Annotated in this window: 13 protein-coding genes; 6 read left to right on the forward strand and 7 right to left on the reverse strand. The window is 69.5% G+C overall.

What is annotated here, in order from left to right; translation table 11 throughout:
- Positions 1 to 138 precede the first annotated feature (138 nt).
- The 5 genes from NVV32_RS13840 to NVV32_RS13860 all read left to right on the forward strand — a co-directional run bounded on the left by NVV32_RS13840 (position 139) and on the right by NVV32_RS13860 (position 4,694).
- Positions 139 to 1,290, forward strand: coding sequence for a carbohydrate ABC transporter permease (locus NVV32_RS13840; protein ID WP_422390540.1), 1,152 nt, complete (start codon positions 139 to 141; stop codon positions 1,288 to 1,290).
- Positions 1,287 to 2,192: a carbohydrate ABC transporter permease gene (locus tag NVV32_RS13845; RefSeq protein ID WP_055767682.1), complete on the forward strand. Its 906-nt coding sequence runs from the start codon at positions 1,287 to 1,289 to the stop codon at positions 2,190 to 2,192. The genes NVV32_RS13840 and NVV32_RS13845 overlap by 4 nt, the downstream gene beginning before the upstream one ends.
- Before the next feature lie 182 nt (positions 2,193 to 2,374).
- A complete protein-coding gene (locus NVV32_RS13850) occupies positions 2,375 to 2,800 on the forward strand; it encodes a hypothetical protein (RefSeq protein ID WP_422390541.1) in 426 nt (141 codons plus the stop codon).
- Positions 2,801 to 2,854: 54 nt separating this feature from the next.
- A complete protein-coding gene (locus NVV32_RS13855; protein WP_422390542.1) occupies positions 2,855 to 3,859 on the forward strand; it encodes an NAD-dependent epimerase/dehydratase family protein in 1,005 nt (334 codons plus the stop codon).
- A gap of 193 nt (positions 3,860 to 4,052) precedes the next feature.
- Positions 4,053 to 4,694 (forward strand): thymidylate kinase, encoded by a 642-nt coding sequence (locus tag NVV32_RS13860; RefSeq protein WP_422390543.1) that lies wholly within the window; start codon positions 4,053 to 4,055, stop codon positions 4,692 to 4,694.
- A 21-nt stretch (positions 4,695 to 4,715) separates the two neighbouring features.
- On the opposite strand, the gene NVV32_RS13865 is transcribed toward NVV32_RS13860, so the two are convergent.
- The 6 genes from NVV32_RS13865 to NVV32_RS13890 form a co-directional block, all read right to left on the reverse strand.
- Positions 4,716 to 5,624, reverse strand: a complete 909-nt coding sequence (locus NVV32_RS13865; protein ID WP_422390544.1) for an aldose 1-epimerase family protein — start codon at positions 5,622 to 5,624, stop codon at positions 4,716 to 4,718.
- Complete coding sequence (locus tag NVV32_RS13870; RefSeq protein WP_422390545.1) at positions 5,621 to 7,132, reverse strand: alpha-N-arabinofuranosidase; 1,512 nt, start codon at positions 7,130 to 7,132, stop codon at positions 5,621 to 5,623. The genes NVV32_RS13865 and NVV32_RS13870 overlap by 4 nt, the downstream gene beginning before the upstream one ends.
- Positions 7,133 to 7,182: 50 nt before the next feature.
- Entirely contained in the window at positions 7,183 to 8,112 is a 930-nt protein-coding gene (locus tag NVV32_RS13875) for a carbohydrate ABC transporter permease (protein WP_422390546.1), read from the reverse strand.
- A gap of 3 nt (positions 8,113 to 8,115) precedes the next feature.
- On the reverse strand, positions 8,116 to 9,066 hold the full coding sequence (locus NVV32_RS13880; protein WP_055767669.1) for a carbohydrate ABC transporter permease: 951 nt from the start codon (positions 9,064 to 9,066) through the stop codon (positions 8,116 to 8,118).
- Between the two features lie 100 nt (positions 9,067 to 9,166).
- Entirely contained in the window at positions 9,167 to 10,519 is a 1,353-nt protein-coding gene (locus NVV32_RS13885) for an ABC transporter substrate-binding protein (RefSeq protein ID WP_055767668.1), read from the reverse strand.
- Between the two features lie 310 nt (positions 10,520 to 10,829).
- Positions 10,830 to 11,849: a LacI family DNA-binding transcriptional regulator gene (locus tag NVV32_RS13890; RefSeq protein WP_422390547.1), complete on the reverse strand. Its 1,020-nt coding sequence runs from the start codon at positions 11,847 to 11,849 to the stop codon at positions 10,830 to 10,832.
- A 140-nt stretch (positions 11,850 to 11,989) separates the two neighbouring features.
- On the opposite strand from NVV32_RS13890, the gene NVV32_RS13895 reads away from it, so the two are divergent.
- Entirely contained in the window at positions 11,990 to 13,264 is a 1,275-nt protein-coding gene (locus tag NVV32_RS13895) for an FAD-binding protein (RefSeq protein ID WP_422390548.1), read from the forward strand.
- Between the two features lie 22 nt (positions 13,265 to 13,286).
- Here the strand turns inward: NVV32_RS13895 and NVV32_RS13900 are convergent, their stop codons facing one another.
- Positions 13,287 to 14,150: an MBL fold metallo-hydrolase gene (locus tag NVV32_RS13900; RefSeq protein ID WP_422390549.1), complete on the reverse strand. Its 864-nt coding sequence runs from the start codon at positions 14,148 to 14,150 to the stop codon at positions 13,287 to 13,289.
- Between the last annotated feature and the right edge of the window lie 129 nt (positions 14,151 to 14,279).

Genomic DNA, 14,279 nt, shown 5'->3' on the forward strand with positions numbered 1-14,279 from the left:
CGGCAGCGACCGGACCGCAAGCCGGTCGCTGCCGCGGTCCACACCGACCCGGCCTGCACGGCCGGGCCGCAGCCGTCGCCCCGAGGGTGACGGACTCCCAGGACGACCCCTGCAACATCGCTGCGAAGGAGCACGCCGGTGGCATCATCGACCATCCCCCGAGGAACCGCCGGCACCACCCGACGCCGCACCCCTCGGGGACGACAGGGACTGACGGGCTGGCTGTTCATCTCGCCCGTCGTCGTGATCCTCGGGCTCTTCCTCGTGATCCCCGTCCTCATGGCGGCCTGGGTCAGCGTCTCCGACTGGACCGGCAGGGGCAGTCCCCTGTCGGGGTCGGTCGGCTTCGTCGGGACCGAGAACTACGCAGCCATCCTCGACGGCGAGGGCCTCACCTCCCGTGACTTCGGGACCTCCATCCGCAACAACCTCTACTACGTCCTGCTCGTGGTACCCCTGCAGACCGCTCTCAGCATCTTCCTCGCGGTCCTCGTCAACCGGCAGGTCCTGCGCGGCCGAGGCTTCTTCCGCACCGCCTTCTACTTCCCGTCGGTCACCAGCTCCGTAGCCATCACGGTGCTCTGGCTGTTCCTCTTCAGCTCGACGGGCGTGGTGAACCGCATCCTCTCCTTCGTGTCGGTCACCGGGCCCAACTGGTTCCAGGACCCGCGCGGCGTGATCCACGTGGTCCTCGCGGCCGTGGGCGTCGGCACGGCTCCGGGAGCGCTGCAGGAGCCCGGGTTCCTCGGCATCTCCGGCTGGGAATGGCTCGCCGGGCCGTCCGTGGCCATGAGCGCCTTCATCCTCATGGCGATCTTCACGACCTCGGGGACGTTCATGCTCCTGTTCATCGCGGCCCTGCAGAACATCAGTGGTGAGGTGCAGGAAGCCGCGATGGTGGATGGTGCCAACGGCTGGCAGCGGTTCTGGCTGGTCACCCTGCCGATGCTCCGGCCCACCCTGTTCACCGTGCTGACCCTCGGCCTGATCGGATCCTGGCAGGTGTTCGACCAGATCTACACCGGTACTCAGGGCGGCCCGGCGAAGACGACGCTCACGCCCGCCTACCTCTCCTTCAGCTCGGCCTTCAACAACCAGCGCTGGGGTGAGGGAGCGGCGATCGCTTTCATCCTCTTCGCCATCATCGTGGTCCTCACTCTGCTGCAGCGGTTCGCGCTCCGGGAGCGCGACGTGCCCCGGCGGCGCCGCATGGTGCCGGTGACCGTGTCCTCCACGGGGGCGCGGACCGCGTCCAGCCCCGCCGAGCCCGTCGGGGAGGTACGGCGATGAGCCAGCTCGCCACCCGACCGGCCACGCCCACCCCGCCGTCGTCGCCCTCGCCCGGGCGGAAGCGCGGCAGGTCCGCCGGGACGGGCCGCCGGGCGCTGTTCCTCTACGCCCTGCTCGCCGTGCTGGCGCTCATCTACATCCTGCCGTTCCTCGTGCAGGTCTCGAGCTCGTTCAAGACCGAACCCGAGGCCGCCCAGAACCCGCTGGGACTCGTACCGCAGAACTGGACCTCGGCGGCCTACACGCAGCTCTTCGCGGCGTCCGACTTCCCGACCTGGGCGGGGAACTCGTTCATCGTCACCCTGTTCGTCACCGCGGGCCGCGTGTTCTTCAACTCCCTCGCCGGCTATGCGCTCGCGCGCATCCCCTTCCGGGGCCGCGGGCTGGTGTTCGCGCTGCTCATCGCGGTGATGGCGGTACCGGGTGTGGTCCTGCTGATCCCCAAGTTCCTCGTGATCAACCAGCTCGGCATCTACGACTCCTATCCCGGGATGATCCTGCCACTGCTCGCGGACGCCGCCGGCGTGTTCATCATGAAGAACTTCTTCGAATCCATCCCCGTGAGCGTCGAGGAGCAGGCGCGGATCGACGGCGCCGGGACGTTCCGCACTTTCTGGTCCGTGGTTCTGCCCATGGCGCGGCCGGCGGTGATGACGATCGTCATCCTGTCCTTCCAGGGGTCCTGGAACGAGCTCAACCACTTCATCGTCTCCACGCAGGACCCGGGGCTCACCACGCTGACCAAGGGCGTGGCCCAGCTCTCCTCGGGGCAGCTGAGCCAGGGTACGCAGTACCCGCTGAAGCTCGCGGCTGCGGCCCTCATGACCGTTCCGGTGGCCATCGTGTTCTTCGTGTTCCAGAAGCGCATCATGAACGCCTCGGCCGGCGCCGTGAAGGAATGACACTGCGGAGGGTCCGGCTCGGAACAGGGAACGGGCGCAGTCCCGCACGTCGGCAGGGCTGCGCCCGGTGTGCACCCCTGGCACGGTCGCCAGAACCGGCCTGATCGGCCCGCCCCCTCGGGCCGGTCCTCCGGGACACGCGGCGCCGGCAGCGCCGCCAGGCGGAACAGCGGGTACCATCGGTGCCACCACCCTCAGTCAACGACGACGGACGCGTGATGGCTTCTAGACTCCTCGTACCACTCGGCCTGCTCAGCACCTCCCTCGGTATCCTCGTGCTCTTCGCGGGCATCCGGGGCTACCCGTTCCTCCTTCTCGCCGCGGGCGGGATGGTCCTGGCGCGCTCCTGTTTCTCCACCGGCGTCCCCGCCGCGATGCGCGCCGACCCTGCGCCCGGTCCGCAGTTCGCCCTGCCAACGGTCCCCGCATGCCCGCCGGAGCGGCTGTGCGAGGCCAGGACGCTCGCCGCGCGCCTGGCGCGGGCGGCGAGCGAGGACCACGGCCCGGACGCGGGGTGGAGGGCAGCTGCTCCGGACGCGCCGATCGCCGGCAGGGCACGGGTCCTCGCGGACGCTGCGGTGCCGCGCTCCGGCCGGTCGACCCCGTGACGGCGCCCTCGAGCGCAAAGCCGTGAGGCGCACGGTGCGGTGGGTCGGGGCGTCATGAGACGCGTGCTGATCCTCGGTGGCACGGCCTGGCTCGGCAGGGAACTCGCGGCGCGGTCCCTCGACGAGGGGGACGAGGTGACCTGCCTGGCGCGCGGCACGGCGGGGCCGCCACCGGCAGGAGCCGTCCTCATTGCAGCCGACCGCGCGGATCCCGCCGCCTACCAGGCCGTCGCCTCCGAGGACTGGGACGAGGTCGTCGAGATCTCGTGGGACGTGCAGCACGTCTCCGGCGCCCTGGCCGCCCTGGCCGAGCGCGCCGCCCACTGGACGCTGGTGTCCTCGTGCTCGGTGTACGCCTCGAACACGCAGCCCGGGGCGGACGAAGCCGCCGCCCTCGTCGACGTCGGGGTCGGGGCTGATCCCACGGACTACGCCACGGCGAAGGTCATGTGCGAGCAGGAATCGCGCAGGGTCCTCGGAGAACGGCTGCTCACCGTCCGCGCGGGGCTGATCGCCGGTCCCGGCGACGGCAGCGACCGTTTCGGCTACTGGGTATCGCGCTTCGCCCTGGCGGGCGACGGCGCCGTGCTGGCACCCACCCTCGCCGGCCCCTTCGTCCAGGTCGTCGATGTCCGGGACCTCGCGGCGTGGACCGTCGACGCCGGCCGTGCGGGGACAACGGGATCGATCAACGCGGTGGGCGAGGAGACCTCCTTCGGCGACATGCTGGGCCAGGCGCGCTCGGTCGCGGGACATACCGGTGCCGTCGTCGAGGCGCCGTCGGACTGGCTGCTGGAACAGGGCGTGACCCACTGGGCGGGCCCGCGATCGCTCCCGCTCTGGCTGCCCGAGGACTTCTCCGGCTTCAGCCGGCGCAGCAACGCCGCCTTCAGGGCTGCGGGAGGAACCCTGCGGGACCTTCGGCGGACCCTCGAGGACACGCTCGACGACGAGCGCGCGCGGGGACTGACGCGCCACCGGCGATCAGGTCTGACGCGCCGGGAGGAACTCGACCTGCTGCGCTCGCTCGAGGAGCGCCCGCGCGTCCTCGGCCGGTAGCCCTCGACCCGGCTCACCGGGCAGACGGAGCAGGGCCAGGCCGTGTCCTGCCGGCGAAGGCCTCCCCCGGCGACACGACGGCCACGGATGCCGGCCCTGCCGTCGAGCCATCCCGACGCTGTGAGGTTGCTGTGCATCCGCCGGTCGGACCGCAGGACGGGGAACACCGCGCGGGAACCTCCCGTTGGACGGTGTGTCCCCTCTCGTGAAAGGCACGTCGCTGCGCATCCTCCTCATCGGTATCGACGGCTCCGGCAAGAGCACGGCAGCGCACGAGCTGGAGCGGGCCCTCGTGCGCCGGGGGCAGGACGCCGCCGTCTTCAGGAACCCGGCCGGCCGCCGGACGATGGCCGGCTGGTGGGCCCGGCTCGGACACGTACCGGGTCCGCGTGTCCTCGACGCACTCGAGACGGTCGCCCGGGTGGTCAACGTCCTGCGCAACGAGATGCGGATGCGGACCTACGACGGCGTCGCCGTGCTGGACCGGGGCCTCGAATGCCAACTGGCGCTCCGCGCGGCCCGGGGCCTGCCGCGCGGCCTGATGGTGCCCTGGCTCCTCGGCCTGCTCCCCGCCGCGGACGTCGTCGCCTTCGTCGACGTCCCGGTCGGCGTGGCCGTCGACCGCGTGAGGCTCCGCGCCACCGACGAGGAGGACCCGGCGGACCTGGCGGCACTGGAGGCCGGGTACCGTGCCCTGCCCGAGTTCACCTCGTTCACGGCCGTCGACGCATCGCGGTCCCTGCCCGATGTGCTCGACGACCTGCTCGCGCTCGTCGACGGCGGAGGCGCCGCATCCGGGAGCAACCGCCGGCTCGCGGTCTCACGCACTCCGTAGGGACCCGCCCGGCGCCGCCGGCTAGAGCGCGCTGATCGTCCAGCCCGTCCGGTGCGTCTGCCCGGGCTCGAGCACCACGAGGTCCTCCCCGGAGTTGAACGCCTCCGGCGGACAGGTCATGGGTTCGACGGCGAGACCGAGGCGCGTGCTCTCGGGCTTCTTCGGGAGGTCCGCGGTGTGGATCTGGACCCAGGGGCAGCTCCCGTCCCACGTCATCGCCACCCCCGTCCCATCGGCAGGGTCCATGAGGCGCACGGTCGCGAGGCCCGCGGCGTCACGCTGGATCCCGGTGAACGCGTGGTCGATCTGCACGTCCCCGAGGGCGTGCGCCGAGCGGAAGTCGAAGGGCGTCCCGTCCACGTCCTCCCTGCCGACGGGCAGGAGGCGGTCGGGAGTCACGGTCAGCACCGTCGCGGCGGGGAGTTCGAGCACCCAGTCGTCGAGCGCGGAGGTGCCCGCGACCAGGTACGGGTGGGGGCAGACCCCGTAGGGAGCCCGGCCGGATCCCGTGTTCAGCGCTGTGACCTCGGTCCGGAAGCCGTCCGGGCCGATGCCGAAGCGCGCGTGCAGCGTGACGGTGAAGGGGTACGCCTCGCTCGGCTCGATGGTGCAGCCGAGCGTCACGCTGGAGGCCGTGTGCTCCACGAGCGTCCAGGGGATGTCGAAGACGAGTCCGTGGAGGGCCGTGCCCCGCTCGGGTTCGTTGATCGGCAGTTCGTGATCGACGCCGTCGAACGTGTAGCGCCCGTCGGCGATCCGGTTGGGCCAGGGAGCCACGAAGGCGCCGCGGAAGTTGGGCATGTCCTCGTCGGGGCCGAAGCCGACCACGAGGGGGCGGCCCTCGAACGTCAGTTCACGGACGGCGGCACCGAGACCGAGGACGACGGCCGCATAGCCGTCGCCCTCGATCCTGTATTCGGGGTGGTTCATGCGAGGGCTACGGCCGTCCATGACACGGGTGGCAGCGTGACGGTGACGGCGCCGCCGTCGAGCGTCGCCGTGGTGTTGGGCTTCATGGTCACGCGCTCGGGCTCCTCGAGAGTGTTCTTGGCATACACGTCCGTATCGTACAGCGACTCGGCGCTGACGCCGGTGAAGCCCTCGAGGGCCGCGATGTCGATCGTCACGGTGATCTCCTCGGTCTGTGAGCGGTTGACCAGGAAGACGGCGGCGGTACCTGCGGCGCCGTCGTGCGTCGCCACGGCGTCCACGAGCGGGACGACGCCGTACTCGGCGCTCTCGTACGTGCCGGCGTCCAGCTTCAGTTCGAGGACGGAGCCCTGCGCCAGGCGTGAGGTGATGGCGAACGGGTAGAAGGTCGTCTGGCGCCACGCCGGGCCGTCCGGCTCCGTCATGATCGGCGCGATCACGTTCACGAGCTGCGCCAGCGACGCCGACGTCACGCGGTCCGCGTGCTTGAGCAGCGAGATCATCAGGTTGCCGAACACGACGGCGTCCGCCACCGAGTAGCAGTCCTCCAGCAGGCGCGGGGCGACCGGCCAGTTGTCGAGGCCCTGGATCTTGTCGACGTTCTCGAAGCGGCTGATGTACCAGACGTTCCACTCGTCGAAGGAGATGTTGATGGTCTTCGAGCTGCCGCGGACGGCCTTCACGTGGTCGGCGGTGGCGACCACCGATTCGATGAAGTGGTCCATGTCCACGGCGGAGGCGAGGAACGAGGCGAGGTCGCCGTTCTTCTCCTCGTAGTAGGCGTGGCAGGAGATGTAGTCGACGTCGTCGTACGTGTGCGAGAGGACCACGCGCTCCCACTCGCCGAAGGTCGGCATGTGGGCGCTGGAGGATCCGCAGGCCACGAGCTGGATCGACGGATCGAGCTGGCGCATGGCCTTGGCGGTGCGGGAGGCGAGCTTGCCGTAGTCCTCCGCGGAGCGGTGCCCGAGCTGCCAGGGACCGTCCATCTCGTTGCCGAGGCACCAGATCTTCACGTCGAACGGGTCGGGCCGCCCGTCGGCCATGCGCTGGTCGGCGAGTGCCGTGCCCTTGGGCAGGTTCGCGTATTCGAGCAGTTCGAGGGCCTCGAGCGTGCCGCGCGTCCCGAGGTTCACCGCGAGCATGAGGTCGCTGCCCACCTTCCGCAGCCAGGAGGCGAACTCGTGCATGCCGACCTGGTTCGTCTCCGTGGAGTGCCACGCGAGATCGAGGCGCGTGGGGCGCTCCTCGCGCGGGCCCACGCTGTCCTCCCAGCGGAAACCGGAGACGAAGTTGCCGCCCGGGTAGCGGATGGTCGAGACACCCATCTCCCTGACCAGTTCGACGACGTCCTGGCGGAAGCCTTCGTCGTCGGCCGTGGCGTGGCCGGGCTCGTAGATGCCGTCGTACACGTGGCGGCCGAGGTGTTCGACGAAGCCGCCGAAGATGTTGCGGTTGATCGGCCCGACCGTGAAGTGGGGGTCGAGGGTGAGGCGTGCGTTCTGCATCGAACTACTTTCTGCGCGGTGTCATGGGTCGGTGGGGGCGGGTGCCCGGGCTACTTGAGTGAGCCCAGGGACAGTCCGCCCTGCCAGTACTTCTGGAGGGACAGGAAGGCGATGATCAGCGGGATGATCGAGATGAAGGCACCCGTGGTGATGAGGTTCCACAGCGCCTCGCCGCCGCTGCCGGCGTTGGAGAGGGCGGTCCAGCCGTTGAGTCCCACCGTGACGGGGAGCAGCAGCGGGTCGCTGAGGACCGCGAGCGGCAGGAAGAAGTTGTTCCAGGTGCCGACGACGGAGAGCAGGAGCACCGTGACGATGGCCGGGCGGAGCAGCGGCAGCGCGATGGTGAAGAACGTCCGGAGTTCACCCGCCCCGTCGATCCGTGCGGCATCGAGCAGTTCGTCCGGCACCGCCTCCTGGGCAAAGACCCGCATGAGGTAGACGCCGAAGGGGCTGAGGAGCGACGGGAGGATGACAGCCCAGATGGTGTTGACGAGGCCCACTTCGCTGAGCAGGACGAACGTCGGGATGACGAGCGCCGTCAGCGGGACCATGACCGCGCCCAGGAGGACGCCGAAGAAGGCGCCCCGGCCGCGGAACCTGTACTTGGCGAAGCCGTAGCCGGCGAGGACCGCGAGGACCGTCGCTCCCACACCACCGGAGATCGCATACAGGAACGAGTTGCCGAGCCACCGCCAGTAGATGCCGTTCTGGCGGTCGAACAGGCCCTGCACGTTGTCGACGAAGTGGAACTCGTCGTCGAACCACAGTGGTCCGCCCGAGCCGCTGAAGAGGCCGGCGGTGTCCTTGGTGCTCGCGACGGTCAGCCACCAGATGGGGGTGATGAAGTAAATGACGAGGATGAGCAGGAAGATGTGCGAGCCGATGCGAGGTCCGCCGCTGCGGGCCCTGGTGCGCGACGCCGCGCTCCGGCCCCTGCCGCCCTGCTGCTTCGGATCGAGCGTGTCGGTGACGAGTGCCATGGCTTATTTCAGTCCGCTCTGCTTGCGGGTCAGGAAGAGGAAGAAGAAGGAGAACACGAAGACCACGATGCCGAGGGCGAAGGAGATGGCCGAGGCGTAGTTGAACTGGCTGTAGGAGAAGGCCAGCGAGAACGCGTACATGTTCGGTGTGTAGTCCGTGGGGATGGCACCCTGCGCCACCCCCCGCAGCACCTGTGGTTCGGTGAAGAACTGGAGGGTCCCGATCAGCGCGAAGATCACCACCATCACGAGCGACGAGGAGATCATCGGCACCTTGATGCGCGTGGCGATCTGCCGGTCCGAGGCGCCGTCGAGCACGGCCGCCTCGTAGATGCCGGGGTCGATGCCCCGCAGTGCCGCGTAGATGATGATCATGTAGTAGCCGGCCCACTGCCAGGTGACGATGTTCACGAGGCTGCCGAAGATGCTGTCCTGCGCGAGGAAGTTCGGCGCCTCGGCCCCGAACAGGGCGAAGACCGTACTCGCGGGACCGAAGCGCGGGCTGTAGAGGAAGCCCCACATGAGCGCGCCGATGACCACTGGCACGGCATAGGGGATGAAGATCATCAGCCGGGAGAACTTCGACGCCCAGGTGGCCAGGTTGTCGAGGACGAGCGCGGCGATCAGCGCCACGATCATCTGCGCCGGGATCATGATGAGCCCGAACTTCGCGACCGTGAGCAGTCCGTCGAGGAAGAGCGGATCGGTGAAGGCCTTGGCGTAGTTCGCGAATCCCACGAATCTGTCGCCGGTGGCGAGCGTGCTCGTGAACAGGCTCATCCGGAAGGCGAAGACGAGCGGGAGGACCAGGAAGGTCAGGAAGATCAGGGCGAAGGGTGCGACGAACAGCCATCCCCAGCGTTGGCGGCGCCGGTAGTTCCTGTCCGGTCGGTGCTTGACCTGCTGGTGTGCCTCGGCGCGGTGTGACGACGTCGGCGCGGTGGTCGTGGCCATGGTGGTCTTTCCTCGGGGATCGGAACGGATGTGGGGTGGAGCTCTCCGCAGGGACCGGGACGCAGGGTGCCCGTCCTGGAGCGGGCACCCTGCCGGCAGGCTACGTGAGCGTGAAGCCCTGCTCGGTGGCGTACTGCTCGAGCGAGGCCTGCAGGTCGTCGAGTGCCTGGCTCGCGTCCTTCTCGCCCTGGACCATCGCGTAGATCTGCACCGTCAGCTGGTCGTAGGCGTAGTTCTGGAAGGGGCTGAACGTGGCGCCCTCGTAGCCGGCAGCGGCGTCGAGGAACACGTCCTTGTTGATCTGCTGCCCGCCGAAGAACTCGTACTCCTTGGTGGCGAACTCGTCGGATTCCAGGACCGGCGCGTAGGAGGGGAACAGGGCGCCCGCGTCGACGCCGAGGTTCATGCCTTCCTCGTTCCCGAAGATGCCCATGGCCACCTTCGCGGCGAGCTCCTTGTCGGAGGCCTGCTCGGTCACCGCGAAGGTCGAGCCGCCCCAGTTGACCTGCACCGGGTTCGCAGCGTCCCACTGCGGAAGCGGCGCTGCACGCCAGACCGCGGTCGGGTCGGCGTCCGAGAGACCCTGCAGGTATCCGGGCCCCCAGGCCGCCGCGAGATACACGGCGTAGGAACCGTCGACCAGCTTGGTGTTGTAGTCGGCGGTGAAGGCGTCATCGGTGGCCACGAGACCGTCCTTGACGAGTCCCTCCCAGTACTCGAGCACCTTCTTGGCGCCGTCGTCGTTCACGGTGATGCCGATCTCCTGCGGGTTCGCGGAGTCGTACTCGAACGGGACGGACCCGGCCTGGGCGAAGAGCGCCTGGTTGAACGCGCGGCCGTTGGTCGGGAAGTCGGCCATGACCGCGCCGTCGCCCGAGTCCTTCAGGGTCTGCGCGGCCGCCTCGAACTCCTCCCAGGTGGTCGGCACCTCGATGCCCGCGGCGTCGAAGATGTCCTGGCGGTAGAGCATGCCCATGGGTCCGCCGTCGACCGGGATCGCGTACACGGCGTCGCCGCTCGATGCGTCCTCCCAGGCACCCTCGGCGTAGTCCCCCTCGACGTCGTTCGCGCCGAACTCGGTCAGGTCCACGAGGGCGTCGCGGATGGTGAAGCTGGAGAGGACCTCGGACTCGAGCTGGATGACGTCCGGGGCACCGGATCCGGACTCGATCGACGTCGAGAACTTCGTGTACTCGTCATTGCCCTGACCTGCGTTCGTCCAGCAGATCTGGACGTCGTCATTGGCGTTGTTGAAGGTGTCGACCACCTGGTCGAAACCGGGGTACCAGGCCCAGACGGTCACCTGGGGAGCCTCGGCGTTGACGACGGTGTTGGTGCAGGAGGCCGCTTCGGAGCCCCCTCCTCCGCCGCCGGATTCCCCTCCGGAGCAGCCGGTCAGTGCTACGGCGGTGGCGGCGGCGATGCCGACCGATGCCAGGAACGTGGCTTTCATATCTCGTGCTTCCTCTCGCGGTGGCGTTCCACCGTGGCCAGCCCGTGGGCGGCCGGTCCAGGTGCTGCAGGGAGGAGGATCACCGGGGCACCCGGATGGCGTGCCCGCTCGAATCTTCCTTGATCCGGGTCCCGCCCTCCTGCGCGTCGACCTCCGGTGGAGAGGTGTGGAGCAGGTCTCGGTTCCGTCGTTTACATCGTTGTAGGTAAACGATGTAGAAGAAGCATGCAGAGTGAGGCGGGTCACTGTCAAGCAGGTGCTGCAAGGAAGCTCCCCCGGCGTCGGAACCGCGGCCCGTGACGCGGGCAGCTCAGCCGGGCAGCGCGGAGGACTCGCGCTCGATCACCTGGTAGCGGGCTTCGAATTCGCGGGGAGGCGCATCACCGTCGCGCCGGGAGATCCGCTCCTGCAGCACCCGGACCGCGGTGTCCGCGATCTCGACCCTGCCCGGGTCGATGGTGGAGAGGGTCGGCAGGGAGTACCGCCCCTCGTCGAGGTCGTCGAACCCGATCACGGCGACATCGTCGGGTATCCGCCGCCCCGCCTCCTGCAGAACCCGCATGGCACCGAGCGCCAGGGTGTCGTTCATGCCGAACATCGCGTCGAACTCCACCCCCGATTCGAGGAGCTCGCGCATGGACGTCGCCCCATTGGCACGGTGCCAGAAGGTGGTGTGGCCGACGAGGGCGGGATCGAAGGGGATCCCCGCCTCCTCGAGTGCCTGCTGGTAGCCGCGCAGGCGGAGACCGGCCGAGCCGATCACCTCCCCCCGGTGACCGCCGACGACGGCGATGCGCCGCCGCCCCTTCGAGATGAGGTGTGCTGTCGCGGCCCGCGCCGATTCCACGTTGCTCATGGTCACGTGGTCGGTGGGGCCGCCGAAGATCCGTTCACCGAGCAGGACGAGCGGGAAGTTGACGTCGAGGTAGTGGGCGTCCTCGTTCGACATGCCGAGCGGACTGAAGAGCAGGCCGTCGGTCATCTGCAGCCGTGGGCTCCGCAGGATCTCCAGCTCGCGTGCCCGGTCACCGCCGCCGGTCTGCTCGATGAGGACCTTGAGCCCCCGCCGCTCGGCTGCCGTGATGACGGCATCGGCCAGTTCGGCGAAGTAGCTGAGGGACAGTTCGGGGACGGCGAGGCCGATCACGCCGGTCCTGCCCGACCGGAGGCTGCGTGCCGAGAGGTTGGGACTGTACCCGAGCTCGTCGATGGCCTCCATGACCCGCTGCTTGGTGTCGGCCCGGATGTGCTGGTAGTCGTTGATGACGTTCGAGACGGTCTTGATCGAGACGCCGGCCGCCAGGGCGACATCCTTCAGTGTGGCCGCCATAGCGCTCCCTCGATCCGCCGGTGATGCCCTGTACGTCACGCGTCCCGCGAGTCTACAACGTTGTAGGATTGCCGGGCACCCTACCGCTTGTGTCCCGCGGCTCCTTTCCCGCCGGCGCGACCCTGCCAGACAAGGACACCATGATCGAGGAACAGGCACGGGACCGGCTCAACTGGGCGGGCAACCATTTGTATGCCGCCGAGGCGATCGAGCACCCCACCACGCTCACGGAGCTGCAACGGGCCGTCGAGGGAGGCACCCGCGTCAGCGCCCTCGGCTCCCGCCACTCCTTCAACGACATCGCGGACAGCCCGGGCACCCTCGTGTCGCTGGACGTCATGGACCCTGCCGTCTCGGTCGATCCGGAGGCCCTCACGGTCACGGTCGGCGCGGGCGTGCGGTACGGCGTCCTCGCCGAGCACCTGCAGCGCGGCGGCTACGCGCTGCACAACCTCGCCTCCCTCCCCCACATCTCCATCGGTGGTGCCATCGCGACAGCCACCCACGGATCGGGGGACCGCAACGGTAACCTCGCAACCGCCGTCGTGGGCCTGGAGATCGTCACGGCCTCCGGTGACGTCCTCACCGTCACGCAGGGCGACGACGATTTCGACGGCATGGTGGTGGGCCTCGGCGCCCTCGGGGTGGTGCACCGCGTGACGCTACGCATCGAGCCGACCTTCGAGGTCCGTCAGGACGTCTTCACGGACGTCCCGTGGGACGCCGTGCTCGCCGACTACGACGCCGCCACCTCCGCCGCCTACAGCGTCAGCCTCTTCACGGACTGGACCGGCGGCACCATCGGTCAGGCCTGGCTGAAGAGCCGCGTCGACAGCGGGACCGCCGTCCCCACGGACTTCTTCGGCGGCAGGCCGGCAGAGGCCGCCCTGCATCCGGTGCCGGGTGTGGCCGCGGACCACTGCACGCAGCAGCTCGGCGTCGCAGGACCGTGGTCGGACCGCCTGGCCCACTTCCGCCTCGCCTTCACCCCCAGCAACGGCGAGGAACTGCAGACCGAGTATCTCGTGGGCCGCGAACACGCCGTCGCGGCCATCGAGGCCGTACGCGCCCTCGCGCCACGCATCACGCCGCTGCTGCAGGTCTCGGAGATCCGCTCGATGGCCGCGGACGGGCTCTGGCTCAGCAACAACTACCAGCGGGCCGGCATCGGCCTCCACTTCACCTGGAAGCCCGCCCAGCCCGAGGTCGAGGCGCTGCTGCCGGAGATCGAGGCCGCCCTGGCGCCGTTCGCCATGCGTCCGCACTGGGGAAAGCTGTTCACTGCTGATGCCGCCCGGCTGGCCCCGCTCTATCCGCGCTTCGACGACTTCCGCGCCCTGGCCGCACGCATGGATCCCGAGGGCAAATTCCGCAACGCCTTCCTGGACCGGACCGTCTTCGGCGCGACCGCCTAGGTCCTCGGGCCACCCGGCCGGGTCAGTGCTTGCGTGTCAGCCACGTCCAGTGGGCCAGCGTGCGCAGGCGGATCAGCAGGGCGCGCGACTGCTCGGGGCCGTACGGGAGGATCGGGATGGCTTTCGTCATGTCCACGGAGGCCTCGTCCATGGCGAGCCGGGTCACGCGGATGGCGCTGCGCATCTTGTTCATCTGCGTGGTGACCTCCGCGACGCCGACGGGGGCTCCGTGACCGGGGACGAACACGTCGTAGAGGTCCTCCAGCGCCACCATCTTCCCGAGCGTCCGCACCCAGTCCACGGGGAAGGAGTCCTCGAACGCCGGATCCGCACCCTCCTCCACGAGGTCACCCGTGAAGAGGACGTTCCCGGCGCCGACGAGCAGGTCGTGGTCCGTGTGGCCGCGGCCGAGGTGGAAGAGGGTCACCGACACCTCCCCCAGGTCGAGGTCCACGGGCGTGCCCTCCACGAGCCGGTTGGCCGGGAGGATCTGCGTGTGGTCGCCGTCGCCCGCGCCCATGGCCGGTTCGACGGCGGCGACCAGCGTCCGCTGGTCCTCGCCGGTCTCACCCTGCGCGGTGCTGCACCTCGCGGTGGCCCAGAAGTCCTCCACACCCTGTGCGGCGAAATAGGCGTTGCCGAAGAAGTGATCCGCGTGCGCGTGCGTGTTGACCACGATCAGGGGCAGATCGGTGATGCCCCGGACCTTCCCGTACACCTCGGCGGCCCCGACGGGACCCGCACCGGCGTCGACCACCAGGGCGCGCTCGCGCCCGACGACGAGGCCCACGTTCATCCGGAAGCCGGGAGTCGGGAGCTGGTAGATGCCCGGCGCGAGCTCGCGCCAGGGGCTGCGGGTCTCGGCGCTGGGGACGTCGGCGGTCATGGGGTCCTCTCGGTCGCGGCAGGACTCCCAGTCTAGGTCTGCCGGGTCCGCCCGCCGGGGAGCAGGCCGGGACCTCGTGGCGCGAGGAGCCCATCCGGCAACCCCACCGGGCGTCGGAGCGGGGATCTG

The sequence above is a fragment of the Arthrobacter sp. N1 genome (assembly GCF_048288285.1).
Classification (GTDB): Bacteria; Actinomycetota; Actinomycetes; order Actinomycetales; family Micrococcaceae; genus Arthrobacter_D.